At 40.5% G+C, this 26,630-nt stretch carries 16 protein-coding genes, 6 rRNA genes, 3 pseudogenes and 2 riboswitches (1 of these 27 running past the window's edge); of the genes and pseudogenes, 15 read left to right on the top strand and 10 right to left on the bottom strand.

Annotated features, from left to right (window positions below):
- Positions 1 to 47: 47 nt before the first annotated feature.
- Positions 48 to 149: riboswitch (purine riboswitch) on the top strand.
- Between the two features lie 151 nt (positions 150 to 300).
- From guaA to AB1280_RS16635, 6 genes are all read left to right on the top strand, one after another.
- A complete protein-coding gene (gene guaA / locus AB1280_RS16660; protein ID WP_277928613.1) occupies positions 301 to 1,839 on the top strand; it encodes a glutamine-hydrolyzing GMP synthase in 1,539 nt (512 codons plus the stop codon).
- 166 nt (positions 1,840 to 2,005) lie between these two features.
- Positions 2,006 to 2,107: riboswitch (purine riboswitch) on the top strand.
- Between the two features lie 130 nt (positions 2,108 to 2,237).
- Complete coding sequence (locus tag AB1280_RS16655; protein ID WP_429756507.1) at positions 2,238 to 3,563, top strand: NCS2 family permease; 1,326 nt, start codon at positions 2,238 to 2,240, stop codon at positions 3,561 to 3,563.
- A gap of 471 nt (positions 3,564 to 4,034) precedes the next feature.
- Positions 4,035 to 5,585, top strand: a 16S ribosomal RNA gene (locus AB1280_RS16650).
- 137 nt (positions 5,586 to 5,722) lie between these two features.
- Positions 5,723 to 8,645, top strand: a 23S ribosomal RNA gene (locus tag AB1280_RS16645).
- A 50-nt stretch (positions 8,646 to 8,695) separates the two neighbouring features.
- Positions 8,696 to 8,811, top strand: a 5S ribosomal RNA gene (gene rrf / locus AB1280_RS16640).
- The 16S, 23S and 5S rRNA genes sit together here, the layout of an rRNA operon.
- Before the next feature lie 527 nt (positions 8,812 to 9,338).
- Complete coding sequence (locus AB1280_RS16635; RefSeq protein ID WP_272191786.1) at positions 9,339 to 9,584, top strand: hypothetical protein; 246 nt, start codon at positions 9,339 to 9,341, stop codon at positions 9,582 to 9,584.
- 245 nt (positions 9,585 to 9,829) lie between these two features.
- Here the strand turns inward: AB1280_RS16635 and AB1280_RS16630 are convergent, their stop codons facing one another.
- Positions 9,830 to 10,252, bottom strand: coding sequence for a YfmQ family protein (locus AB1280_RS16630; RefSeq protein WP_272191785.1), 423 nt, complete (start codon positions 10,250 to 10,252; stop codon positions 9,830 to 9,832).
- A gap of 381 nt (positions 10,253 to 10,633) precedes the next feature.
- Here AB1280_RS16630 and AB1280_RS16625 point away from each other — a divergent pair, with 381 nt between their 5' ends.
- The 4 genes from AB1280_RS16625 (at position 10,634) to rrf (AB1280_RS16610) (ending at position 16,479) form a co-directional block, all read left to right on the top strand.
- Entirely contained in the window at positions 10,634 to 11,290 is a 657-nt protein-coding gene (locus tag AB1280_RS16625; RefSeq protein WP_429756506.1) for a uridine kinase family protein, read from the top strand.
- A gap of 412 nt (positions 11,291 to 11,702) precedes the next feature.
- Positions 11,703 to 13,253: ribosomal RNA gene (locus AB1280_RS16620) — 16S ribosomal RNA — on the top strand.
- A 137-nt stretch (positions 13,254 to 13,390) separates the two neighbouring features.
- Positions 13,391 to 16,313: ribosomal RNA gene (locus tag AB1280_RS16615) — 23S ribosomal RNA — on the top strand.
- 50 nt (positions 16,314 to 16,363) lie between these two features.
- A 5S ribosomal RNA gene (gene rrf, locus AB1280_RS16610) occupies positions 16,364 to 16,479 on the top strand.
- A 153-nt stretch (positions 16,480 to 16,632) separates the two neighbouring features.
- Here the strand turns inward: rrf (AB1280_RS16610) and AB1280_RS16605 are convergent.
- On the bottom strand, positions 16,633 to 16,851 hold the full coding sequence (locus AB1280_RS16605; protein ID WP_272191738.1) for an alpha/beta-type small acid-soluble spore protein: 219 nt from the start codon (positions 16,849 to 16,851) through the stop codon (positions 16,633 to 16,635).
- A 358-nt stretch (positions 16,852 to 17,209) separates the two neighbouring features.
- Here AB1280_RS16605 and AB1280_RS16600 point away from each other — a divergent pair, with 358 nt between their 5' ends.
- Together AB1280_RS16600 and AB1280_RS16595 are read left to right on the top strand one after the other, a co-directional pair.
- A complete protein-coding gene (locus AB1280_RS16600; RefSeq protein WP_429756505.1) occupies positions 17,210 to 17,596 on the top strand; it encodes a VOC family protein in 387 nt (128 codons plus the stop codon).
- Positions 17,597 to 17,615: 19 nt separating this feature from the next.
- Positions 17,616 to 17,993, top strand: a complete 378-nt coding sequence (locus tag AB1280_RS16595; protein WP_429756504.1) for a VOC family protein — start codon at positions 17,616 to 17,618, stop codon at positions 17,991 to 17,993.
- Between the two features lie 549 nt (positions 17,994 to 18,542).
- Here AB1280_RS16595 and AB1280_RS16590 read toward each other — a convergent pair.
- A complete protein-coding gene (locus tag AB1280_RS16590) occupies positions 18,543 to 18,752 on the bottom strand; it encodes a hypothetical protein (protein ID WP_429756503.1) in 210 nt (69 codons plus the stop codon).
- A gap of 299 nt (positions 18,753 to 19,051) precedes the next feature.
- Between AB1280_RS16590 and AB1280_RS16585 the strand changes: the two are divergent.
- Positions 19,052 to 19,238: pseudogene (locus AB1280_RS16585) on the top strand (hypothetical protein).
- Between the two features lie 425 nt (positions 19,239 to 19,663).
- On the opposite strand, the pseudogene AB1280_RS16580 reads toward AB1280_RS16585, so the two are convergent.
- A pseudogene (locus AB1280_RS16580) lies at positions 19,664 to 20,071 on the bottom strand (DUF2238 domain-containing protein); the annotation flags it as partial.
- Positions 20,072 to 20,267: 196 nt separating this feature from the next.
- Here AB1280_RS16580 and AB1280_RS16575 point away from each other — a divergent pair.
- Complete coding sequence (locus AB1280_RS16575) at positions 20,268 to 20,849, top strand: hypothetical protein (protein WP_429756502.1); 582 nt, start codon at positions 20,268 to 20,270, stop codon at positions 20,847 to 20,849.
- A gap of 247 nt (positions 20,850 to 21,096) precedes the next feature.
- Here the strand turns inward: AB1280_RS16575 and AB1280_RS16570 are convergent.
- The 6 genes and pseudogenes from AB1280_RS16570 to AB1280_RS16545 form a co-directional block, all read right to left on the bottom strand.
- Positions 21,097 to 21,222: pseudogene (locus AB1280_RS16570) on the bottom strand (IS6 family transposase); the annotation flags it as partial.
- A gap of 13 nt (positions 21,223 to 21,235) precedes the next feature.
- Positions 21,236 to 21,973, bottom strand: a complete 738-nt coding sequence (locus AB1280_RS16565; RefSeq protein WP_272191743.1) for an ABC transporter permease — start codon at positions 21,971 to 21,973, stop codon at positions 21,236 to 21,238.
- Positions 21,966 to 22,886: an ABC transporter ATP-binding protein gene (locus AB1280_RS16560; RefSeq protein ID WP_429756501.1), complete on the bottom strand. Its 921-nt coding sequence runs from the start codon at positions 22,884 to 22,886 to the stop codon at positions 21,966 to 21,968. Before AB1280_RS16560 ends, AB1280_RS16565 begins: the two co-directional genes overlap by 8 nt.
- A gap of 78 nt (positions 22,887 to 22,964) precedes the next feature.
- Positions 22,965 to 23,981 (bottom strand): sensor histidine kinase, encoded by a 1,017-nt coding sequence (locus tag AB1280_RS16555; RefSeq protein ID WP_429756500.1) that lies wholly within the window; start codon positions 23,979 to 23,981, stop codon positions 22,965 to 22,967.
- Entirely contained in the window at positions 23,968 to 24,684 is a 717-nt protein-coding gene (locus AB1280_RS16550) for a response regulator transcription factor (RefSeq protein ID WP_429756499.1), read from the bottom strand. Before AB1280_RS16550 ends, AB1280_RS16555 begins: the two co-directional genes overlap by 14 nt.
- A gap of 90 nt (positions 24,685 to 24,774) precedes the next feature.
- The gene (locus AB1280_RS16545) at positions 24,775 to 25,713 is read right to left on the bottom strand and encodes a helix-turn-helix transcriptional regulator (RefSeq protein WP_429756498.1); all 939 of its coding nucleotides are present in this window, start codon (positions 25,711 to 25,713) and stop codon (positions 24,775 to 24,777) included.
- Between the two features lie 113 nt (positions 25,714 to 25,826).
- Here AB1280_RS16545 and AB1280_RS16540 point away from each other — a divergent pair, with 113 nt between their 5' ends.
- Positions 25,827 to 26,630: the 5' portion of an alpha/beta fold hydrolase gene (locus AB1280_RS16540; protein ID WP_429756497.1), read on the top strand. 54 nt of this gene lie beyond the right edge of the window; the window shows 804 of its 858 coding nt (coding positions 1–804); the start codon lies at positions 25,827 to 25,829; its stop codon lies off the right edge, out of view.

The raw sequence follows: 26,630 nt of genomic DNA, 5'->3' as shown, positions 1-26,630 counted from the left end.
TCGCTTTCTCCTTGACCGTATTCACGTTTCATTGTTAGAATCTAGAAAGATAATATTAAACGTTCCTTCATATATCCTCAATAATACGGATTGAGAGTCTCTACCGGGTTACCGTAAACAACCTGACTATGAAGGCAGTGTGTCTATATTTATAAGGAACAAATTCCTTTATAAAGCTAGACTCCTGCCTTTTCTTTGTTATGAGACTGAGGGCAGGGGACTAGCTTTTTTTATTATATTGGTAATTGTTTTTACCAAATTGGTGAAAATGTTTATATACAGAACTATGGGGTGATTATTTTGAAGAAACAACACGATACGATTATCGTTTTAGATTTTGGAAGTCAGTACAATCAGTTAATTGCGCGTCGCATTCGTGAATTTGGCGTGTATAGTGAACTTCATCCACATACAATTACAGCAGAAGAAATTAAAGCGATGAATCCAAAAGGAATTATCTTCTCTGGTGGACCGAACAGTGTATATGGCGAAAGTGCATTCCACTGTGACGAAAAAATCTTTGATTTAGGCTTACCGATCTTCGGTATTTGCTACGGCATGCAGTTAATGACAAAGCACTTTGGTGGAAAAGTAGAACGTGCAGACCATCGTGAGTACGGAAAAGCAGTATTAAAAGTAGAGAACCAATCGAAATTATATACAAACCTTCCAGAAGAACAAGTTGTTTGGATGAGTCATGGTGACTTAGTAACAGGTTTACCAGAAGGTTTCGTAGTAGATTCAACAAGTGACTCTTGTCCAATTGCTGGTATGAGCAATGAAGCACAAAACTTATATGGTGTACAATTCCACCCAGAAGTGCGTCACTCTGAGCACGGTAACGATTTAATTAAGAACTTTGTATTCGGTGTTTGTGGTTGTACTGAAGGCTGGAACATGGAGAACTTCATTGAAGTAGAATTAGAAAAGATTCGTGAAACAGTTGGCGACAAGAAAGTACTATGTGCACTTAGCGGTGGCGTAGATTCTTCTGTTGTAGCTGTATTAATTCATAAAGCAATCGGTGACCAATTAACATGTATTTTCGTTGACCACGGCTTACTTCGTAAAGGAGAAGCTGAAGGGGTTATGAAAACATTTAGTGAAGGCTTCCACATGAATGTTATTAAAGTGGATGCAAAAGAACGCTTCATGAGTAAATTAGCAGGTGTTGAAGATCCAGAACAAAAACGTAAAATCATCGGTAACGAATTTATTTATGTATTTGATGACGAAGCTTCTAGACTAGAAGGAATGGACTTCTTGGCACAAGGTACACTGTACACAGATATTATTGAAAGTGGTACAGCGACTGCACAAACAATTAAATCTCACCATAACGTTGGTGGACTTCCGGAAGATATGCAGTTCAAATTAATCGAGCCTTTAAATACGTTATTTAAAGACGAAGTACGTGAGTTAGGTTCTGAATTAGGAATTCCAGACGAAATCGTATGGCGTCAACCATTCCCAGGTCCAGGACTTGGTATTCGTGTATTAGGTGAAATTACAGAAGAGAAATTAGAAATCGTTCGTGAATCTGATGCAATTTTACGTGAAGAAATCAAAAAAGCTGGTTTAGATCGTGAAGTTTGGCAATATTTCACTGCACTTCCTGGTATGCGAAGTGTAGGTGTTATGGGTGACGAGCGTACGTATGATTACACAGTAGGTATTCGTGCAGTAACATCTATTGATGGTATGACAGCAGACTGGGCACGTATTCCGTGGGATGTATTAGAGAAAATCTCTGTACGTATCGTAAACGAAGTGAAGCACGTTAACCGTATCGTGTATGATATTACTTCTAAGCCACCAGCAACAATTGAGTGGGAATAAGTTGAATTTCATAATATAGAAGACGATCCATCTATACCTTTATGTATAGATGGATCGTCTTTTTTTGTTTTTTATACGAACGAAAATTAATTTTAAGTAAAAAACGTTCGTTTTTCAGATTGACACTTACCTGTATATGAGTTAATATGAATATGTAATTAATAATAAAAATGAATATTTCAGCCGTCGTATAATATCGGGAATATGGCCCGAAAGTTTCTACCTTGCTACCGTAAATGGCTTGACTACGAGGCGTTTTAATATAAGGGTAAGGGATACTTGCCTTTATTTACAGACGCTTCCATGTATAATGCATTGGAAGCCTTTTTTATTTTTAAAGATAAAAAAGGGGCTAGTAAGGAGTGCGACGAGCAATTATATAACGGGGGAAACATAGGATGAAACGTTATTTTCAGTTCGATGAGCTCGGCACAAATTATAAAACAGAGCTCATTGCAGGATTAACAACATTTTTGTCGATGGCATATGTATTGTTTGTTAATCCCGCTACACTATCGCTGGGACATGTTAAGGGATTGCCGGCAGGAACCGGAATGGATCCGGGAGCAGTGTTTGTTGCTACGGCTTTAGCAGCGGCAATTGGATCACTAATTATGGGGATTTTTGCAAAGTACCCAATCGCACTAGCGCCGGGAATGGGGATTAATGCTTTCTTTGCTTACACAGCCGTATTAACAATGGGGATTCCATGGCAAACGGCGATTGCTGGAACACTAGTATCAGGTATTATGTTTATTATTCTTACAGCTTCCGGCCTTCGTGAAAAAATTATTAACGCAATTCCAACAGAATTAAAGTTTGCAGTAGCAGCTGGAATTGGGTTGTTCATCGCATTTCTTGGTTTTCAAAATGCGGGGATTATTGTAAATAATGATGCTGTGCTTGTTGGTTTAGGTGATTTAACGAAAGGAACGACATTACTTGCTATTTTTGGTGTAGTTGTAATCGTTATTTTAATGACAAGAAACGTTAATGGGGCAGTATTCTTTGGAATGGTGCTTACAGCGATTGTTGGTGTAGCAACAGGGTTAATTGATACACCAAAGTCGATTGTTGGTGCAGTTCCAAGCTTAACACCGACATTCGGAGTTGCTCTTCAGCACCTTGGAGATATTTTTACCGCTAAGATGCTTGTTGTTATATTAACTTTCTTTTTTATCGATTTCTTTGATACAGCAGGAACGCTTGTGGCAGTTGCCAATCAAGCTGGCTTAATGAAAGATAATAAATTACCACGTGCGGGGAAAGCGTTAATCTCTGATGCGATTGCAACTGTAATCGGAGCAATACTTGGTACATCAACAACAACGTCTTATATTGAATCCTCTGCAGGGGTAGCAGCAGGAGGACGCTCTGGATTTACAGCAGTTGTAACAGCAGGGTTTTTCTTATTAGCACTTTTCTTTTCACCATTATTAAGTGTAGTAACACCATCAGTAACAGCGCCAGCTTTAATTATTGTAGGGGTGTTGATGGTTTCATCATTAGGAGAAATTGATTGGAAGAAATTCGAAACGGCAGTACCGGCATTTTTTACAATTATTTCAATGCCGCTTACATACAGTATCGCAACGGGAATTGCGATTGGGTTTATCTTCTATCCAATTACAATGGTTGTAAAAGGACGAAGAAAAGAAATTCATCCGATTATGTATGTCATGGCAATTTTGTTTGTACTCTATTTCATGTATGTTCGTAAATAAAGGGGTTTTTCTGAAAGGACTAGGAGGGGATGCCTAGTCCTTTTTGTATTTTATAATAAATGTGTGAGAGATCTAGTTTATTTTTTGTTATTTGTATAGATAAAAGTTTTATAAGTTATATAAAGAAAATAACTTGAGAAATAGATGAGTTGAAAAGAGCAGAATCAAGCTGTGCATAGCAGGGGCTTATATATTGATTGAGGATAGACAAAAGGCTTATTAATAGAAAATGAGCCTTTTTATATTTTATTAGAAAAACATATTGACGTTTAATATGAAAGAGTGTAGTATTATACGAGTCGCTGCTGCAACAGAGCAGAAAGCGAAAACGAAATAAAACACCTAGTTGACATCGAATGAATGAGATGTTAACATAAGGAAGTCGCGATTGAGCGACAGATAAGTTCTTTGAAAACTGAACGAAACAAACAACGTGAAACGTCAATTTTTATTTATGATGCTAGACAAACTTTATTGGAGAGTTTGATCCTGGCTCAGGATGAACGCTGGCGGCGTGCCTAATACATGCAAGTCGAGCGAACCGATTAAGAGCTTGCTCTTAAGAAGTTAGCGGCGGACGGGTGAGTAACACGTAGGTAACCTGCCTATAAGACTGGGATAACTCCGGGAAACCGGGGCTAATACCGGATAACATTTTGCACCGCATGGTGCGAAATTGAAAGGCGGCTTCGGCTGTCACTTATAGATGGACCTGCGGCGCATTAGCTAGTTGGTGAGGTAACGGCTCACCAAGGCGACGATGCGTAGCCGACCTGAGAGGGTGATCGGCCACACTGGGACTGAGACACGGCCCAGACTCCTACGGGAGGCAGCAGTAGGGAATCTTCCGCAATGGACGAAAGTCTGACGGAGCAACGCCGCGTGAACGATGAAGGCTTTCGGGTCGTAAAGTTCTGTTGTTAGGGAAGAACAAGTGCTAGTTGAATAAGCTGGCACCTTGACGGTACCTAACCAGAAAGCCACGGCTAACTACGTGCCAGCAGCCGCGGTAATACGTAGGTGGCAAGCGTTATCCGGAATTATTGGGCGTAAAGCGCGCGCAGGTGGTTTCTTAAGTCTGATGTGAAAGCCCACGGCTCAACCGTGGAGGGTCATTGGAAACTGGGAGACTTGAGTGCAGAAGAGGAAAGTGGAATTCCATGTGTAGCGGTGAAATGCGTAGAGATATGGAGGAACACCAGTGGCGAAGGCGACTTTCTGGTCTGTAACTGACACTGAGGCGCGAAAGCGTGGGGAGCAAACAGGATTAGATACCCTGGTAGTCCACGCCGTAAACGATGAGTGCTAAGTGTTAGAGGGTTTCCGCCCTTTAGTGCTGAAGTTAACGCATTAAGCACTCCGCCTGGGGAGTACGGCCGCAAGGCTGAAACTCAAAGGAATTGACGGGGGCCCGCACAAGCGGTGGAGCATGTGGTTTAATTCGAAGCAACGCGAAGAACCTTACCAGGTCTTGACATCCTCTGACAACCCTAGAGATAGGGCTTCCCCTTCGGGGGCAGAGTGACAGGTGGTGCATGGTTGTCGTCAGCTCGTGTCGTGAGATGTTGGGTTAAGTCCCGCAACGAGCGCAACCCTTGATCTTAGTTGCCATCATTAAGTTGGGCACTCTAAGGTGACTGCCGGTGACAAACCGGAGGAAGGTGGGGATGACGTCAAATCATCATGCCCCTTATGACCTGGGCTACACACGTGCTACAATGGACGGTACAAAGAGTCGCAAGACCGCGAGGTGGAGCTAATCTCATAAAACCGTTCTCAGTTCGGATTGTAGGCTGCAACTCGCCTACATGAAGCTGGAATCGCTAGTAATCGCGGATCAGCATGCCGCGGTGAATACGTTCCCGGGCCTTGTACACACCGCCCGTCACACCACGAGAGTTTGTAACACCCGAAGTCGGTGGGGTAACCTTTTGGAGCCAGCCGCCTAAGGTGGGACAGATGATTGGGGTGAAGTCGTAACAAGGTAGCCGTATCGGAAGGTGCGGCTGGATCACCTCCTTTCTATGGAGAATTGATGAACGCTGTTCATCAATATAAGTTTCCGTGTTTCGTTTTGTTCAGTTTTGAGAGAACTATCTCTCGAAAATATATGTTCTTTGAAAACTAGATAACAGTGTAGCTCATATTTTTTTAATTTTGGTTAAGTTAGAAAGGGCGCACGGTGGATGCCTTGACACTAGGAGTCGATGAAGGACGGGACTAACACCGATATGCTTCGGGGAGCTGTAAGTAAGCTTTGATCCGGAGATTTCCGAATGGGGAAACCCACCATACGTAATGGTATGGTATCTTTATCTGAATACATAGGGTAAAGAAGACAGACCCAGGGAACTGAAACATCTAAGTACCTGGAGGAAGAGAAAGCAAATGCGATTTCCTGAGTAGCGGCGAGCGAAACGGAATCTAGCCCAAACCAAGAGGCTTGCCTCTTGGGGTTGTAGGACATTCTATACGGAGTTACAAAGGAACGAGGTAGACGAAGCAGCCTGGAAAGGCTCGTCATAGAAGGTAACAACCCTGTAGTTGAAACTTCGTTCCCTCTTGAATGTATCCTGAGTACGGCGGAACACGTGAAATTCCGTCGGAATCTGGGAGGACCATCTCCCAAGGCTAAATACTACCTAGTGATCGATAGTGAACCAGTACCGTGAGGGAAAGGTGAAAAGCACCCCGGAAGGGGAGTGAAAGAGATCCTGAAACCGTGTGCCTACAAATAGTCAGAGCCCGTTAACGGGTGATGGCGTGCCTTTTGTAGAATGAACCGGCGAGTTACGATCCCGTGCGAGGTTAAGCTGAAGAGGCGGAGCCGTAGCGAAAGCGAGTCTGAATAGGGCGTTTAGTACGTGGTCGTAGACCCGAAACCAGGTGATCTACCCATGTCCAGGGTGAAGTTCAGGTAACACTGAATGGAGGCCCGAACCCACGCACGTTGAAAAGTGCGGGGATGAGGTGTGGGTAGCGGAGAAATTCCAATCGAACCTGGAGATAGCTGGTTCTCCCCGAAATAGCTTTAGGGCTAGCCTTAAGTGTAAGAGTCTTGGAGGTAGAGCACTGATTGGACTAGGGGTCCCCATCGGATTACCGAATTCAGTCAAACTCCGAATGCCAATGACTTATCCTTAGGAGTCAGACTGCGAGTGATAAGATCCGTAGTCAAAAGGGAAACAGCCCAGACCGCCAGCTAAGGTCCCAAAGTGTGTATTAAGTGGAAAAGGATGTGGAGTTGCTTAGACAACTAGGATGTTGGCTTAGAAGCAGCCACCATTTAAAGAGTGCGTAATAGCTCACTAGTCGAGTGACTCTGCGCCGAAAATGTACCGGGGCTAAATACACCACCGAAGCTGCGGATTGATACCTATGGTATCAGTGGTAGGGGAGCGTTCTAAGTGCTGTGAAGTCAGATCGTAAGGACTGGTGGAGCGCTTAGAAGTGAGAATGCCGGTATGAGTAGCGAAAGACGGGTGAGAATCCCGTCCACCGAATGCCTAAGGTTTCCTGAGGAAGGCTCGTCCGCTCAGGGTTAGTCAGGACCTAAGCCGAGGCCGACAGGCGTAGGCGATGGACAACAGGTTGATATTCCTGTACCACCTCTTTATCGTTTGAGCAATGGAGGGACGCAGAAGGATAGAAGAAGCGTGCGATTGGTTGTGCACGTCCAAGCAGTTAGGCTGGTAAGTAGGCAAATCCGCTTACCGCGAAGGCTGAGCTGTGATGGGGAAGCTCCTTATGGAGCGAAGTCTTTGATTCCCCGCTGCCAAGAAAAGCTTCTAGCGAGATAAAAGGTGCCTGTACCGCAAACCGACACAGGTAGGCGAGGAGAGAATCCTAAGGTGTGCGAGAGAACTCTGGTTAAGGAACTCGGCAAAATGACCCCGTAACTTCGGGAGAAGGGGTGCTTTCTTAACGGAAAGCCGCAGTGAATAGGCCCAAGCGACTGTTTAGCAAAAACACAGGTCTCTGCGAAGCCGTAAGGCGAAGTATAGGGGCTGACACCTGCCCGGTGCTGGAAGGTTAAGGAGAGGGGTTAGCGCAAGCGAAGCTCTGAACTGAAGCCCCAGTAAACGGCGGCCGTAACTATAACGGTCCTAAGGTAGCGAAATTCCTTGTCGGGTAAGTTCCGACCCGCACGAAAGGTGTAACGATTTGGGCACTGTCTCAACCAGAGACTCGGTGAAATTATAGTACCTGTGAAGATGCAGGTTACCCGCGACAGGACGGAAAGACCCCGTGGAGCTTTACTGTAGCCTGATATTGAATTTTGGTACAGCTTGTACAGGATAGGCGGGAGCCTTTGAAGCCGGAGCGCTAGCTTCGGTGGAGGCGCTGGTGGGATACCGCCCTGGCTGTATTGAAATTCTAACCTACGGGTCTTATCGACCCGGGAGACAGTGTCAGGTGGGCAGTTTGACTGGGGCGGTCGCCTCCTAAAAAGTAACGGAGGCGCCCAAAGGTTCCCTCAGAATGGTTGGAAATCATTCGTAGAGTGCAAAGGCATAAGGGAGCTTGACTGCGAGACCTACAAGTCGAGCAGGGACGAAAGTCGGGCTTAGTGATCCGGTGGTTCCGCATGGAAGGGCCATCGCTCAACGGATAAAAGCTACCCCGGGGATAACAGGCTTATCTCCCCCAAGAGTCCACATCGACGGGGAGGTTTGGCACCTCGATGTCGGCTCATCGCATCCTGGGGCTGTAGTCGGTCCCAAGGGTTGGGCTGTTCGCCCATTAAAGCGGTACGCGAGCTGGGTTCAGAACGTCGTGAGACAGTTCGGTCCCTATCCGTCGTGGGCGTAGGAAATTTGAGAGGAGCTGTCCTTAGTACGAGAGGACCGGGATGGACGCACCGCTGGTGTACCAGTTGTTCTGCCAAGGGCATAGCTGGGTAGCTATGTGCGGAAGGGATAAGTGCTGAAAGCATCTAAGCATGAAGCCCCCCTCAAGATGAGATTTCCCATAGCGTTAAGCTAGTAAGATCCCTGAAAGATGATCAGGTTGATAGGTTCGAGGTGGAAGCGTGGTGACACGTGGAGCTGACGAATACTAATAGATCGAGGACTTAACCATATAATATGAAGCAAATGTTATCTAGTTTTGAAGGAATATACCTTCATAAGTCTGGTAATGATGGCAGAGAGGTCACACCCGTTCCCATACCGAACACGGAAGTTAAGCTCTCTAGCGCCGATGGTAGTTGGGACTTTGTCCCTGTGAGAGTAGGACGTTGCCAGGCAATTTGAGACGAGTCAGTATGACTCGTCTTTTTTGTGTATGCGTAACAAGAAAAAAGTGACGGGGGTTTTCATATAGTACATAAAGAAAAAAGAAGTATTTGGTGTCTAAAAACATAAGTTTCGTACGTTAAGTAAATTTAGATAAAGAAAAAAGGATTTCTCCAGTATTATAAGTAGTTCAGAAAACATGGAGAAACAGTGGAAATAGCATAGGGAAACGAGTGTGGAATCGCAAAGGTTTTATACTCGTTTTTCTTGTTATTATACTAGTATTTAGAACTATTTGTTTAGGGGAATTAACACTCAAATTAGCATAGTAATTAACAGGACGACAATAGTTATTGTCATAAAATAAAAGTTGAGGAGATTTCGTCTATATTTATTGTATAAGTATAAAGGTATCAGAAGGGATAGGGAATTTATGTTAAAATATAGGGGAATTGATGAATGATCTTTATTCAATTAAAGGGCAGGGTTGTGAAATAGGTGAAGAAACAAAGTACATTCTAAACAAGGGGGAAAGTGCATGAATAAGTTTGGGATTTTTTCATTTCTAACCTTCATGGCAAGTGTATTTTTATTCTTAGTTCTAAGAGGACCTAATGCGGATTTATCGCTGATTATTATCATTCTAGGTACACTTTCACTACTTGGAATTGTTTTTGCTATCGTATCAAAGCAGTGGTTATCGGGAATAATTGGTACTGTATTAAATGGCGGAGTATTGGTAATTACATATTTCCTATTGCTAGCAAAAGGAATTGGTGGTTAATATATTTTTAATTGAGATTAAGGGGATTTAACGGAATAAACCTCATGAAAAAGATAAGCTCAGAGCTAAAACTCTGCGCTTTTTTACGTGTTAAATACTGTGTGAATCTACTTGCGGATACCCTTGTTATTTAAGACCTTCTCGATAAAAACAGAACTACTTGTCGGTATTAAGAATCTTTTTTTCTATTACAGTTTCAGTTGTCATTTCATCCATAAAAAAAGATCGCCTCTTTGACGATCTTTTTAAACTACATCTCCAGTTACTAACATGGAACGTTTTTGAAGGCTATCGGAACGAAGACTATACGCGACTACCTTTTTCTTATACTGTTTGATTACATCAACGTGGTCGTTGTAACTGTATATAGAAAAACTAACATCTTTTTTGCCCCTCTTAGTATTAATGACCAATGGTGTTCCACTGCTCTGTGGAGGGAAATAGTATTTCTCTAAAAATAGCGCTTGGTTAAATTGATTAATAACTTGAATCTTGTCTTCGCCTTCTAAAGGTTTTCCGTCGATGGTTATGGTAACAGCCGTATCATCGAGCTTTGGGTGTAATTGAAATTTACTGGTAAATGATTCTACAACAGCAGTTGGAAGAGAAGTTAGTATTAATTTAATACTAAACATAATAACCAACGACACTATAAACCAGGTTGTCATATTTTATCATCTCCATTACATTTTAAAATAATATTATTACATTACTTATAGTGGTAATCAGTTGATAGACATGTAAAAACAGACCATAATGGTCCGTTGTTTATTAACTGTTGATAATTTCCATTTTATCATAGGGTACTTAGTTGATTTGTGTACATTATGTGAATTTTCCGGGGATGTAATAGAAGCGACTTTCGTGCGTTTTAGTGCAGCTGTCCGTGAACAATAAAGTCATTTAAAAAATAATGTAGTTGTTTAAAAATAGAGATGTTAATATGGATAATCATACCATTTCTTTGTTTCGTGTATAATAAAACAAAAAACATTTCGATATTCAACTAATTAAAATAAGGGGAGTATATCAGTAAAAGGGGGAGAAGGGTGGATAAGTTATTACAAGAAATCATAAACTGGATTAGTATGAATGATGAACAGATTGTTATTGGCATTTCGGGTCATGGTGCTGCTGGAAAAACAACGTTTGCTAATATGCTCGTAAATCAACTCAATCAAAATGAAGTGAATTATATTAATACAGATCCATACATTGTTAGTTCGAACGTACGAAAGCATGCAATTATTCACTATACATATCAAAACGAAAATCATCATGCTAAAATGACGGCTTGTCACCCCTCGGCACATCATTTGTCTGTTTTAGAAAGAGATGTTCAGATGGTAAGAGCTGGTTTAGATTTTTATACGATAGATACGCATTATATGAAAAGTGAATTGATTTCTTCAAAAAACAAAGTGACGATTGTAGAAGGAATGAGTGTCGCATTTATTAATCCCGATGTATTTGATTTGAAAATTTACTTCTATACAGATGGTGAAACGGAATTAACGAGAAGGTCTAGCCGTGACATTGCTGAAAGAGGGACTGATATCAATTATTTAAAACAGTCTCATGAAGAGCGTCGTATTCAGTACGAAGTGTTTATGCATCCATACAGTCAACATTTTGATATTATTATCAAAAATTATGATGAAGCAATATATCTAGAAAAAAATACATTTGAGTTTTATGAAGTTTAAATGCAAATACTCTATTTGGTATGTTTATCATGAGGATTCATTTTCATTACTTTACAGCATCTAGCATGTCGAACATCGTTGGAGGGTCTTTATATTGTGAAAAACGCCGATATATGAGTAGGTATGTAAGAAGGAATTGACTTCCTCATGGCTAACTTGATAGGTATATTTTGTTATCCTTAAATAACTGTAAAAAAAGAATTGACTATTATTGAATATGAGTGTAATATTATACGAGTCGCTGGTGAAACAAAGTAACCACGATAAACAAAATGAAAAACTTAGTTGACATCGAATGACTGAGATGTTAACATAAGGAAGTCGCCAACTTGAGCGGCGGATAAGTTCTTTGAAAACTGAACGAAACAAACAACGTGAAACGTCAATTTTTATTTATGATGCTAGACAAACTTTATTGGAGAGTTTGATCCTGGCTCAGGATGAACGCTGGCGGCGTGCCTAATACATGCAAGTCGAGCGAACCGATTAAGAGCTTGCTCTTAAGAAGTTAGCGGCGGACGGGTGAGTAACACGTAGGTAACCTGCCTATAAGACTGGGATAACTCCGGGAAACCGGGGCTAATACCGGATAACATTTTGCACCGCATGGTGCGAAATTGAAAGGCGGCTTCGGCTGTCACTTATAGATGGACCTGCGGCGCATTAGCTAGTTGGTGAGGTAACGGCTCACCAAGGCGACGATGCGTAGCCGACCTGAGAGGGTGATCGGCCACACTGGGACTGAGACACGGCCCAGACTCCTACGGGAGGCAGCAGTAGGGAATCTTCCGCAATGGACGAAAGTCTGACGGAGCAACGCCGCGTGAACGATGAAGGCTTTCGGGTCGTAAAGTTCTGTTGTTAGGGAAGAATAAGTGCTAGTTGAATAAGCTGGCACCTTGACGGTACCTAACCAGAAAGCCACGGCTAACTACGTGCCAGCAGCCGCGGTAATACGTAGGTGGCAAGCGTTATCCGGAATTATTGGGCGTAAAGCGCGCGCAGGTGGTTTCTTAAGTCTGATGTGAAAGCCCACGGCTCAACCGTGGAGGGTCATTGGAAACTGGGAGACTTGAGTGCAGAAGAGGAAAGTGGAATTCCATGTGTAGCGGTGAAATGCGTAGAGATATGGAGGAACACCAGTGGCGAAGGCGACTTTCTGGTCTGTAACTGACACTGAGGCGCGAAAGCGTGGGGAGCAAACAGGATTAGATACCCTGGTAGTCCACGCCGTAAACGATGAGTGCTAAGTGTTAGAGGGTTTCCGCCCTTTAGTGCTGAAGTTAACGCATTAAGCACTCCGCCTGGGGAGTACGGCCGCAAGGCTGAAACTCAAAGGAATTGACGGGGGCCCGCACAAGCGGTGGAGCATGTGGTTTAATTCGAAGCAACGCGAAGAACCTTACCAGGTCTTGACATCCTCTGACAACCCTAGAGATAGGGCTTCCCCTTCGGGGGCAGAGTGACAGGTGGTGCATGGTTGTCGTCAGCTCGTGTCGTGAGATGTTGGGTTAAGTCCCGCAACGAGCGCAACCCTTGATCTTAGTTGCCATCATTAAGTTGGGCACTCTAAGGTGACTGCCGGTGACAAACCGGAGGAAGGTGGGGATGACGTCAAATCATCATGCCCCTTATGACCTGGGCTACACACGTGCTACAATGGACGGTACAAAGAGTCGCAAGACCGCGAGGTGGAGCTAATCTCATAAAACCGTTCTCAGTTCGGATTGTAGGCTGCAACTCGCCTACATGAAGCTGGAATCGCTAGTAATCGCGGATCAGCATGCCGCGGTGAATACGTTCCCGGGCCTTGTACACACCGCCCGTCACACCACGAGAGTTTGTAACACCCGAAGTCGGTGGGGTAACCTTTTGGAGCCAGCCGCCTAAGGTGGGACAGATGATTGGGGTGAAGTCGTAACAAGGTAGCCGTATCGGAAGGTGCGGCTGGATCACCTCCTTTCTATGGAGAATTGATGAACGCTGTTCATCAATATAAGTTTCCGTGTTTCGTTTTGTTCAGTTTTGAGAGAACTATCTCTCGAAAATATATGTTCTTTGAAAACTAGATAACAGTGTAGCTCATATTTTTTTAATTTTGGTTAAGTTAGAAAGGGCGCACGGTGGATGCCTTGACACTAGGAGTCGATGAAGGACGGGACTAACACCGATATGCTTCGGGGAGCTGTAAGTAAGCTTTGATCCGGAGATTTCCGAATGGGGAAACCCACCATACGTAATGGTATGGTATCTTTATCTGAATACATAGGGTAAAGAAGACAGACCCAGGGAACTGAAACATCTAAGTACCTGGAGGAAGAGAAAGCAAATGCGATTTCCTGAGTAGCGGCGAGCGAAACGGAATCTAGCCCAAACCAAGAGGCTTGCCTCTTGGGGTTGTAGGACATTCTATACGGAGTTACAAAGGAACGAGGTAGACGAAGCAGCCTGGAAAGGCTCGTCATAGAAGGTAACAACCCTGTAGTTGAAACTTCGTTCCCTCTTGAATGTATCCTGAGTACGGCGGAACACGTGAAATTCCGTCGGAATCCGGGAGGACCATCTCCCAAGGCTAAATACTACCTAGTGATCGATAGTGAACCAGTACCGTGAGGGAAAGGTGAAAAGCACCCCGGAAGGGGAGTGAAAGAGATCCTGAAACCGTGTGCCTACAAATAGTCAGAGCCCGTTAACGGGTGATGGCGTGCCTTTTGTAGAATGAACCGGCGAGTTACGATCCCGTGCGAGGTTAAGCTGAAGAGGCGGAGCCGTAGCGAAAGCGAGTCTGAATAGGGCGTTTAGTACGTGGTCGTAGACCCGAAACCAGGTGATCTACCCATGTCCAGGGTGAAGTTCAGGTAACACTGAATGGAGGCCCGAACCCACGCACGTTGAAAAGTGCGGGGATGAGGTGTGGGTAGCGGAGAAATTCCAATCGAACCTGGAGATAGCTGGTTCTCCCCGAAATAGCTTTAGGGCTAGCCTTAAGTGTAAGAGTCTTGGAGGTAGAGCACTGATTGGACTAGGGGTCCCCATCGGATTACCGAATTCAGTCAAACTCCGAATGCCAATGACTTATCCTTAGGAGTCAGACTGCGAGTGATAAGATCCGTAGTCAAAAGGGAAACAGCCCAGACCGCCAGCTAAGGTCCCAAAGTGTGTATTAAGTGGAAAAGGATGTGGAGTTGCTTAGACAACTAGGATGTTGGCTTAGAAGCAGCCACCATTTAAAGAGTGCGTAATAGCTCACTAGTCGAGTGACTCTGCGCCGAAAATGTACCGGGGCTAAATACACCACCGAAGCTGCGGATTGATACCTATGGTATCAGTGGTAGGGGAGCGTTCTAAGTGCTGTGAAGTCAGATCGTAAGGACTGGTGGAGCGCTTAGAAGTGAGAATGCCGGTATGAGTAGCGAAAGACGGGTGAGAATCCCGTCCACCGAATGCCTAAGGTTTCCTGAGGAAGGCTCGTCCGCTCAGGGTTAGTCAGGACCTAAGCCGAGGCCGACAGGCGTAGGCGATGGACAACAGGTTGATATTCCTGTACCACCTCTTTATCGTTTGAGCAATGGAGGGACGCAGAAGGATAGAAGAAGCGTGCGATTGGTTGTGCACGTCCAAGCAGTTAGGCTGGTAAGTAGGCAAATCCGCTTACCGCGAAGGCTGAGCTGTGATGGGGAAGCTCCTTATGGAGCGAAGTCTTTGATTCCCCGCTGCCAAGAAAAGCTTCTAGCGAGATAAAAGGTGCCTGTACCGCAAACCGACACAGGTAGGCGAGGAGAGAATCCTAAGGTGTGCGAGAGAACTCTGGTTAAGGAACTCGGCAAAATGACCCCGTAACTTCGGGAGAAGGGGTGCTTTCTTAACGGAAAGCCGCAGTGAATAGGCCCAAGCGACTGTTTAGCAAAAACACAGGTCTCTGCGAAGCCGTAAGGCGAAGTATAGGGGCTGACACCTGCCCGGTGCTGGAAGGTTAAGGAGAGGGGTTAGCGCAAGCGAAGCTCTGAACTGAAGCCCCAGTAAACGGCGGCCGTAACTATAACGGTCCTAAGGTAGCGAAATTCCTTGTCGGGTAAGTTCCGACCCGCACGAAAGGTGTAACGATTTGGGCACTGTCTCAACCAGAGACTCGGTGAAATTATAGTACCTGTGAAGATGCAGGTTACCCGCGACAGGACGGAAAGACCCCGTGGAGCTTTACTGTAGCCTGATATTGAATTTTGGTACAGCTTGTACAGGATAGGCGGGAGCCTTTGAAGCCGGAGCGCTAGCTTCGGTGGAGGCGCTGGTGGGATACCGCCCTGGCTGTATTGAAATTCTAACCTACGGGTCTTATCGACCCGGGAGACAGTGTCAGGTGGGCAGTTTGACTGGGGCGGTCGCCTCCTAAAAAGTAACGGAGGCGCCCAAAGGTTCCCTCAGAATGGTTGGAAATCATTCGTAGAGTGCAAAGGCATAAGGGAGCTTGACTGCGAGACCTACAAGTCGAGCAGGGACGAAAGTCGGGCTTAGTGATCCGGTGGTTCCGCATGGAAGGGCCATCGCTCAACGGATAAAAGCTACCCCGGGGATAACAGGCTTATCTCCCCCAAGAGTCCACATCGACGGGGAGGTTTGGCACCTCGATGTCGGCTCATCGCATCCTGGGGCTGTAGTCGGTCCCAAGGGTTGGGCTGTTCGCCCATTAAAGCGGTACGCGAGCTGGGTTCAGAACGTCGTGAGACAGTTCGGTCCCTATCCGTCGTGGGCGTAGGAAATTTGAGAGGAGCTGTCCTTAGTACGAGAGGACCGGGATGGACGCACCGCTGGTGTACCAGTTGTTCTGCCAAGGGCATAGCTGGGTAGCTATGTGCGGAAGGGATAAGTGCTGAAAGCATCTAAGCATGAAGCCCCCCTCAAGATGAGATTTCCCATAGCGTTAAGCTAGTAAGATCCCTGAAAGATGATCAGGTTGATAGGTTCGAGGTGGAAGCGTGGTGACACGTGGAGCTGACGAATACTAATAGATCGAGGACTTAACCATATAATATGAAGCAAATGTTATCTAGTTTTGAAGGAATATACCTTCATAAGTCTGGTAATGATGGCAGAGAGGTCACACCCGTTCCCATACCGAACACGGAAGTTAAGCTCTCTAGCGCCGATGGTAGTTGGGACTTTGTCCCTGTGAGAGTAGGACGTTGCCAGGCAAAAACCTAAGTCGTTTTGACTTAGGTTTTTTTATGTTTGTGTATTCAAATCTGAAAAGTTGTTTTTCTGTGCAACTTAAAAATTTTGTTTTTCCATAAAAAAGTACCCTTAGATTCATAAAGGGTACTTTTTAATCTAACTATGTAAATTTTTTAATGGGTTCTATATTGACCCGTTAATTTCTCTTCACCCATTCGAACAAGACGTTTTGTGATTTCTCCCCCGACAGAACCATTTGCACGTGCAGATGTTTCTGGACCAAGTGTGACTCCAAGTTCACGAGCAATTTCGTATTTCATTTGCTCAATTGCGCTTGTTGCACCTGCAATAAGAATTTCATTTGTATTATAACCGTGTCTTTGAATATTCATAATTACACCTCCACTATATTTGTATATAATGTGCTCTTAATTGTGATGAATATACATGTTATACGCAATATCTTTATCCTTGTCTCGAATTCTCCTTAGATGAAAAGCTTAAGTTAATAGACAAGGGGGAGTATCACGTCGCCATCAACCTAAGATAAATCTTTACTCTAAAAATACAAAAAACACTATTCTTTTTATATTATGATGAAATGCGCTAGCTGATAATGGTATTGTTTCATTTCCTATGCAGATGGATAGTTATCTGAAACATAAAGGAATATTAGTATCAATAACGAAGTGTCTAAATGAGAAGCGCTGGTATAGGCTCTTTAATAGTATTTTTCAAGGGGGGATCGATTTGAAATTGTCACAAATAAGACTTTTAGTCAAAGATTTTAAGAAAAGTGCCATGTTTTACAGAGATTTATTGGAATTTCCAGTGAGTTGGTACGAGGAAGATAGCAAGTATGCGCTTTTCAATAACGGGGAAACGAAGATTGAGCTTGTATCCCGAAAAATGATGGCCGAATTAGTGGGTGAAGGAGATAGGCCTTTAGAAGGTGAGTCTCAGTCAAGATTCTTACTTCAATTTGAAGTTGAAGATGTCGATCACACTTATAAACGCTTTAGAGAAAAAGGAATTAACTTTGTTACTGAACCGCATGAACGTAAGGAATGGCGAGCGTACGTTGCACATTTTCGTGATCCTGACGATAACTTAATTGAAATATATAAAATGCTGTAATTTCAAAGGAGGATATAGAATGTCGCAACCATTATTGGCTGGAATGGAAGGTTTATTTATACCAGTCAAAGATCCAAAAATTGCAGCTAAATGGTATGAAGAAAAATTAGGATTTAAACTTATTTATATTGAGAACGAAGCTGCAGTTATGAAAATCGAAGAAGAGTCGCAAACAGTAGTATGTCTTGTTAGAACTGTTAATCATCAACCAATGAAGTTTCCTGAGAATAACTTTGGAGTAGGGAAATATTATAACTTTATTCCTAAAGATATTAATGAGACTTACCGACTGTTAATTGAACGTGGTGTCAAAGTAAATCCTATTAGTGGAGAAGGGACTACCCAATTCTTCACATTTTTTGATCCTGATGGAAACCCTTTAGGTGTTTGTGAATGAATCTATATAGTGCTTATTATGTGAATGAAGAAATCCCTTCAGACCTCTGAAGGGATTTCTCATACTGTTGGAAAATAATTTATTCAATAGACAAAAATTAAAAATTCCAAATCACTCAACTATCACTAAGTTTCTTTTGCAACGTTTACGAAACACGATATTTTTGGAAGAGCTTTTTTAGCATTGTCTTCGTTTGATTCATCAAGTAGGGTTTATTGCGACCGAAACATGGGTGGCGGATGAAACCGAATTAAAAACGAATGCAAATAAACGTATCCGCGAAAACTTGATAGAGGAAAAGATAATAGAAGAAAAGTAGACACATATATATTTAAGGTTACGAAATAAAGCAATCAAGTTGAGGCTAACACTGCGATTTTGAGGAAAGTTACATTATGTTTTATTTTGGATAAGCATCTCAATAGTAATGAGATGCTTTATTCTATCGAGGAAGTCATCAGTTTCTTTATTCATAACGTTTCTATATGATTTATTGACAGGTGTTCTATGGTGTCGAGTCATGATTAAGTATGAGATGAATGAATATTTTTAAACGTCATTTAATCGATTGCAATCCAGCTGTTTTTTCTCGTCTTCTTCTATATTCCATTCATCTCCCCAAAAAAGTGTAACTGTATCTTCAGCTTGCAAATTTTGATCAGCTTTTCCTCTTGCTGTAACTCCTTTATCCATTTCATTTAAGTTTAGTATTGAAGGTTCAAATCCCTTTTCTGAATTATTTCGTTTATTAGTAGTCATACAATATCTCTCCTATATAATGAAATACTTATCATACACAATGATAGTATGTCTATTTTATGTAAGCCTATACTTTACAAGTACCGTGATTAGGCATCTGTATGAATAATTTAAGGACGCAACACATTTGCACCTGAGCTTCAGATAAATACAGTTTATGAGCACATAAAAAAGGAAGAGAGTTTTTATAATTCTCCTCCTTTTTAAGGGAAACTTTCATGTTCTTTAGTTGTTCAGCTCATTAGAAAATGCTGTAGAACTTACCGGTTCTATTATAGTAATATCACACATATATAAATATGAAATATTGCATAATTAAATTTATTGATATGAGTAGAGGCACTAGCTATAATAAGAGTATAAAGATTTATTACATCTTGACATTCAAAAAAGGAGGGAAATAATATGGCAATCGCAATGGCTGTTTTGAAATTTTTAGGCGGAGTACTTCCATTAGTTCAAGAACTTTTAAAAGCATTTATGTAAGTTTATTATTCAGCAATCATTTATAATACTTATTGTACAAATAATCTGTATATCAAAGAATTGGTGTACAAATTATTTGTATGAGTAAAGTCTCTTTAGATCATTAATATGAAGGGGCTTTTTTTAGTTTCTACATACTTGGAATGCTAATAAGTGAAGTTATGTTAACTTAGAAAAGATAATACAATGCAATGGGGTCTCGCTGCATGCCTATCAAGCTAAGGTCGTGATGTACCCCCTAAACGAAAATTTTAATTCTCTACAGTTAGTTAATTATAAGATTTCATCCTATCTTTTCATTTTGGGACATGAAGTGATCGGTCTGTATCCCTATAAATATGAAAGCAAACGACTTGATTTTATCAAAGTCGTTTGCTTTCATAAAAAAGATAAATGTTTTATATCAAAAATAGAATTTTGGAAGATCATAGGTCTTTCTTACAGTTGAGGTTTTTATATTGAAGGACAAGTAACGCAATCATAGCTCCAACCAATGCACATAACATATCCCACTGTGTATCCCACACATCTCCCTGTGCCCCGAGAAATGCTTCTGCCCCTGTTCTTGTTAATTTTGCCACTATAAATTCCAATAATCTATATAGCGCACTAAATGCTAGGTAAACTGAAATTACAAGTAATCCTAACCATCCCTTTTTATGACTTCCAACTACTTCAATAAGTACTTCCCTTGTTATTAATGCTGGTACAAATCCTTGTATGAAATGCCCTACACGATCGTAGTAATTTCTTTCTAAATCAAAATTGTCACGAAGCCAATTGAAAGATGGTACCTCCGCATATGTATAATGACCACCAATTAGTAACATCATCAAATGAAATTTTTCAACATGTAAATATAGATACAAATAAAGTGAATCATATTGTGAGCAAGGTTAAAAGGAATAATTATTTATCAGTTGCTTCAACTAATAATGAGGCAATGGTATTTCATTTGAACGTATAAAAAATAATGATACTGGCCTCGGTTATTTACGTAATACCCATAAACACGATGCTTTCGAAAACTTGCAGCCACCAATACTAGAAAAAAGTAGTTATGATCCTGTTACAAAAAAGATTCGCGCATCAATCTTACCTGGTTTATTTGGAGCGAGCAATGAAGTCTCGGCTTCCTATAAAACTAGACAAGGTTCTACCCAAAAAGTAACACTAGTTAGAAGTGAGAATGGAGACATATATGAGTCTAGAGAAAATATACCTTTTGGTGAATTTTTACCGTCCAACGAGGTTACATTTGAAATTAAGGATTCACAAAATAAATTACCTAAAACCAAGATTTCTACCGTTGTTAAATACAATACCGCATTTGATAATTATGTAGTAGATAATTCAGGGGAATTTGTTGTAGAAGGAACTGCTGGATCATATTGGGGAAGCCATCGTGCCAACAATAAATGGGAGTATCTTTTAAATGAGTCTTCTAGCTCTGAAAAAGTGAATATAGTTATTGAAAGAGTAGAACAACCTAAACCTGGGCAACCAATCAGAAAAGATGAAGAAGTATTAATTAAATTTGCAAATCCTATTTCTTCAGATTATGCATATTTAAAACTTCAAGGTGGTTATATCCGTTTAGATAAAAAATAAGATGCAGGTACTTTTAAATTTAATCCTGATTCAAAAATTCCAGATCTATTTTTTATAACGTCTAACGGTAACTATATATACCAACATGGTTGGAAAGGCTATATAACATATCAAACTGCAGAGATTAAGCAAGCTGCATCTCGTTTTTTTATGCTTGGTATCTTAAAAGATGATGTTCTCGGGAGAGATTTTCTATCATGCTGGAAAATCGAATAGAGGTTACCCGAGATGTTAAAAGTTCTTCACTTTATGTGATTGTTAATAAATTCCGTAATTCATTATACGGCGAAAAACCGAAATCCGGATTGGAATTTCGGTTTCGTTTATATAAAGTGTGAACGGTTTTAATTCCTTTTATCGCCTTTGAATCATGATTAGGTATGAGATTAATGAATATCAACTTTTTTAAAATAGAATAGTGTTGCGAGAAAACCGATAATAGCTGTAGCGGCAATGGCAACATAAGAATATTCTGGAGGATATGTTGGTTGCAATTCGTTATTTACTATATCTAGCGCAGCTGTCCAAGGAAACAAATCTTTGTGTTCCGAACTTGCAGTTAGAACATTTACCATTGCTACAACAATTGTTAATATAATAGGCGGAACATAAGTCCTCATTACAAGGGTTAGCAGTACAATAGGAGAAGATAAGATAAAAAGGAATCCACCGCCTAATAAAAATTTCACTAAAAATTGAAAAGATAAAGGGATGCTTAATCCAGGAAACCCTCCTAATAGCCCTAATAGTAAGGTTAGTCCCCATGCAACTATAGTTAGGGTCATAATCCAAATAAATAGAAGGGTGAATTTGCTCATGATAAAGTTAAAACGTGATACAGGAATGGTTAATAAATTTTTTAGTGTATTTTCTGTGTATTCACGATTAAAGAGATAGGCGGTAACGACCCCGTATAGAAGGACTCCCATAAATAAAATAATATACATATTTACATTAAGAAAAAGGGCATCGAAACTCGCGGGTGTAGCAGATGGTTTTGTTTTCATTTCTATATAAAAGGCCAAAACGATCATAAACGGTGCTACCGCTGCCCCAATAATACTAATTAAGAACATATTAGAGCGTTTCAACTTTAATAGTTCTGTATATAATAGATTAGCCAATTGTCCCACCTCCAACCAATTTGGTGAAATAATCCTCTAATCTGTCTTCACTCATCATAATTTTTAATACGTCAATATCGTTTTGAACAAATATTTTATTAATTTTTCCTTGTTGTCCGAAATGGGAATAAACACGAATATTTCCTTCATCATGTACTTCGTAGTCAAAAATATGAAATTGTTTTTCTAAAAGCATTGCAGCTTTATTATCGTCATTTACTTGGAATTCTAAGTATTTACGATTTGTTTTTCGAAGTGCTTCAAGAGAAATTTCTTCTAATAACTTCCCTTCATGAATAATCCCCATGTGATCTACTAACTGTTCGACCTCAGCTAAAATGTGGCTGGAAATTAATATTGTTATGTTTCTTTCTTGTGCTAAAGATTTAATAAGTTTTCGCATTTCTTTAATACCAATTGGATCTAAGCCATTTGTCGGTTCATCAAGTATTAATAGTTCTGGATAATGGAGAAGGGCTCTTGCGATTCCTAATCGTTGTTTCATTCCCAAAGAATATTTACCCACCAGCTTTTTTGTTTCATGTTGTAGGCCTACAATTTCTAATGCTTCTTCAAGGGCATTCTTTTTATGCACTCCGATTATCTTTGCGTTAATTAATAGGTTCTCTCTAGCAGTAAGATTTTCATAAAATCCTGGAACTTCAACGATAGAGCCAATTCTTCTTAAAATTTCTTTTTGGTTTTGGAAAAAATCCTCCCCGAATATTTCGATTTTTCCGCTTGTAGGCTTTATGAGACCTAGCAGCATTCGAATTGTCGTTGTTTTACCTGCACCGTTTCGTCCGATGAAGCCATAAATCTCTCCTTGATTTACGTTTATATTTAGATTATCCACTGATTTTTGATTGCCATAAATTTTAGTGAGATTTGTTGTTTTTATAATTGCACTCATTTTGGAACACCTACTTTCTATAAACTCTTACTTACATGATAAAAAGGAGGATTTAACTGCGGCTTAATCATTTCTTAACTATTTCTTAAAAGTGGTTTGTTTTGGAATGGAGAATCCGAACGTAGTTCGTTCCCATGGAATACTTTCTACCCATATGTCTCCGCTATTTTTTTCTACGAGAGCTTTTGCAATAGCAAGTCCTAGACCACTCCCGCCATGCGAAGCACTCCTTGATTGGTCACTTCTATACATTCTTTCAAATACGTTTTCTAAATTACTATTTGAAATTCCAGGTCCTTTGTCCCAAATGAGTAGTTGGTATTCAGAAGTGGTTTCTAGTAGTTCTATTCCCACTACTTTTCCGGCTTTTCCGTAATATATCGCATTTTTCATGAGGTTACCTATAATTCGTACAAGACTAAGGTAATCTGCTGTAATAGGGCAAGATGTTTCTGGAATATGAACCTGTAGTTCTATGTTATGTTTTGAGAGTTCAGGTAAAAACTCAATTAGCGATTCTCTAGTAATCTCAGCAAAATCGAGAGACTCTTTTTGTATGTGGAATTCATCTGCATCTAGCTTAGCCATATTAAATATTTGATCAACTAATTGTTTTAAGCTGTTCGATTTCTTTGAGAGTATTTCGAGATACTCTCGTTTTTCATCTTCTGAAGCAGCAATTCCATCTTTTAAAGCATCAACATATCCTATAATGGAAGTGAGCGGTGTTCGAATATCGTGTGAAATACTAGATAAGAGTTGTCTTCTAGCCTTTTGAGACTTTCTAGCTTCAACTTGTACCTTTTCTAGTTCTGTAATTAATTCATTTATAGAAAAAATTACATCATCCAACGAGTTATCATTGTTTGTGTATAATCTTGTATGTAAATTTCCGTGAATTGTTCGTTGTAAGTTAACAGTAATAGACTTTCGGCTCTTTATAAAATGGATTCTTATAAAGAAAAGGCTTATTGTTATAAGAAATAATGCAGTAAATAAAATGAGTTTACATGTATGACTCATCTCAATGAGCAGAAGTATCGCAATGATGATAAGCTGAAGTGAAATAAGATAGAGAACTTTATCGGTTTTCATCTTTTTCACCTACAAATTTATAACCAATTCCCCACACAGTTTGAATAAATTTAGGATCTGAAGGATCCGTTTCGATCTTCTTTCTAAGTTTTCTAATATGTACCATAACTGTATTATCATCTTCTATATAGTTACTGTCCCAAACATTGCGAAAGAGTTGTGTTTTCGTAAATACTTGTTCGGGATTAGAAGCGAAAAACTTTAGTAGCTCTAGTTCTTTTGCTGTTAAAGCTATTTCTTCTTCACCTACGGTAACCGTGTATTTTTTTAAATCAATGGTTAGACCTTTAAACTGAAGCGCTGTTTGTTCATGAGAGATAGCGTCGCTTCCTAATACTAAAAAACGCCTCATAAGAGCTTTCACACGTGCAACTACCTCATGAATGCTAAAAGGTTTTGTAATATAATCATCTGCACCTATACTTAATCCTAAAATTTTGTCTACTTCATGATCTTTAGCAGTAAGCATTAATATAGGAATATTTGTTTGCCCTCTAAGCCTTTTGCATACTTCAATTCCATCTATTTTCGGCATCATCAAATCTAATATGACGAGATTATATTTGTTTTGGTTAAATAAATGAAGAGCTTCTTCGCCATCGATTGCTGTATCTACTATATAGAACTCTCTCTCAAGATACTTTTTTAATAAATCTCTTATTTCTTTTTCATCATCAGCTATAAGTACGCGAATGGTTTCCATCGTTTCACCTGCTTCTAAATTGAAATGTGATTGTATAAACAAATTATATACTATTAATTGTTAAAATAAGGAGATACAAGTTCGAGCATTTCATGTTTTTGGATATTGGCTAATGACTTCCAGCGCTTTTTCTCTCACAAAATGTATTAATTCAGCAGGCTCCTCTATTAATATTTCTGTTCCAAGACTAAGGAACAGTCCTCCGATAAAAGGTATATCTGACTCTCTACATTTTTCTTCAATTACTCCGGTACCATTAGGGTTAACTTGAATCCATTCTCCAATAGGATGAGGATCGAGCATTTTACAGCCTTTTTTCGTTAGTGTTGCTCGTAAAGTAAGTTCTTTTGATAAAGTATCTGTTTGATTTAACCATTGTGTAATGGTCATATCTCTTGGAATTGGCTCTGAGAAATCGTGTTGTATTTTGAGGGAAATAATTCGATCGACTCGAAATGGTACATTCTTTTTTCGTTTATAACAAAATGCAGGAGAGTACCATAAACCGTTAGATAGAACGAGTCCATAAGGAAAGATTGTTCGGATTGAGTATCCGGAACGGGATTCGTATTCTATTTGAAGATGCTTTTTATCTAATGATGCTTGTAAAAGTTCTTTGAGGTAATGATTTTTAAAACTTCTATTGGGTGAATCAATAGCTAGTCTATCTTGTAATGTTTCTATTTTTTGGATCATCTCTATAGACATACTGGAACGGATTTTAGTAATGGTTGATATATTCTCTTGTTTAAAAGGTCCATCTTCTAAAAGTTGATAGGAAAGAAGTAATCCTGTAGCTTCTTCTGGTGTTAATGAGATAGTAGGAAGTTTTTGTTCCTTTATAAGAGTGTATCCACCATTTGGTCCAGAGGAAGAGAAAAGAGGGACACCCATTTCACTTAATAGATGTAAATCCCTAAGTATCGTTCTTTTGGATACTGAAAACTCATTTGCTAGCTCTTGAGCAGTAAAGCGATGTTTTGTATTTAGTGTAATTAATAGTTCAAATAATCTCCCTGTTCTAGACATGAAAATATCTCCTATTATTAGTGACGTTGTTTGTCACCAATATACGATAAAATAAATATGAAGTCACGAAGTTCCCTTCATCAATGAGGGGAGCACTAAAGGGGGATTAGGGAATGAGAGAATATACGGTAAATGCAAAGGGAGTAAAAATTAAAGCTTATGAGTACAGCCAGAACGGTGAGCCAATTTTGTTCCTGCATTATATGGGAGGAAGTGCAGCCATTTGGCGGAGTATTATTCCAAATTTTACAGAACAATATCGCGTAATTGCTATCGATATAAGGGGACATGGTAATTCGGATCATCCTCAAAAAGGATATCAACTTGAAACTTTAGTTGAAGATGTTCGAGAGGTGTTAGATGTTCTTGGGATTCATAAAACTCATATAGTAGGAAGTTCGCTTGGTTGTTCTGTTGGTACAATGTTCGCATCGATGTATGCTGATAGAGTTATTTCTTTAGTTAATTCTGAAGGAGCTTTGATCAATCATTCAGGACCTGGGGGCTTATATACGGAATCTAAAGAAGAGCATTTTAATAAATCCTTTTCTAATCCGGAACAGGAATTTGACTCAAAAGAAGCATTGATACAGTATATGAAAAAGAATTGGTTGCCATGGAATAAAGAGAGAGCTCTAGTTATGGAGGATTATAAACCACGAAAACTTCAAAATGGAAAAGTAACTTTTGTATCCAAGAGAGAAAACATGATACAGATTGCGGAGGATTTGTATGATCGTAGGATAGAAGAGTGGTATGATCATGTTCAATGTAGAGTGTTGTTTCTTCCAGCAGAAAAAGAAGGTGACCTGAATAAGAAATTAGCATTTATAAAAAGTGTTGAATGTAAATTAAATGAAAGTAAAACAGTTGTAATTCCTGAAACGTCTCATGCTATGATGTTTGATCATGCAGGA

The organism is Bacillus sp. S10(2024) (genome assembly GCF_050473865.1).
Lineage (GTDB): Bacteria > Bacillota > Bacilli > Bacillales > Bacillaceae_G > Bacillus_A.
This window is presented reverse-complemented; position numbering and strand designations above follow the sequence as displayed.

Excerpts from the sequence above, each read along its gene's own strand:
- AB1280_RS16605 (WP_272191738.1), bottom strand. The coding sequence starts at position 16,851 with ATGAATATTCAAAGACACGGTTATAATACAAATGAAATTCTTATTGCA.
- AB1280_RS16595 (WP_429756504.1), top strand. The coding sequence starts at position 17,616 with ATGTCGCAACCATTATTGGCTGGAATGGAAGGTTTATTTATACCAGTC.
- AB1280_RS16555 (WP_429756500.1), bottom strand. The coding sequence starts at position 23,981 with ATGAAAACCGATAAAGTTCTCTATCTTATTTCACTTCAGCTTATCATC.
- AB1280_RS16560 (WP_429756501.1), bottom strand. The coding sequence starts at position 22,886 with ATGAGTGCAATTATAAAAACAACAAATCTCACTAAAATTTATGGCAAT.
- AB1280_RS16545 (WP_429756498.1), bottom strand. The coding sequence starts at position 25,713 with ATGTCTAGAACAGGGAGATTATTTGAACTATTAATTACACTAAATACA.
- AB1280_RS16635 (WP_272191786.1), top strand. The coding sequence starts at position 9,339 with ATGAATAAGTTTGGGATTTTTTCATTTCTAACCTTCATGGCAAGTGTA.
- AB1280_RS16655 (WP_429756507.1), top strand. The coding sequence starts at position 2,238 with ATGAAACGTTATTTTCAGTTCGATGAGCTCGGCACAAATTATAAAACA.
- AB1280_RS16630 (WP_272191785.1), bottom strand. The coding sequence starts at position 10,252 with ATGACAACCTGGTTTATAGTGTCGTTGGTTATTATGTTTAGTATTAAA.
- AB1280_RS16550 (WP_429756499.1), bottom strand. The coding sequence starts at position 24,684 with ATGGAAACCATTCGCGTACTTATAGCTGATGATGAAAAAGAAATAAGA.
- AB1280_RS16590 (WP_429756503.1), bottom strand. The coding sequence starts at position 18,752 with ATGACTACTAATAAACGAAATAATTCAGAAAAGGGATTTGAACCTTCA.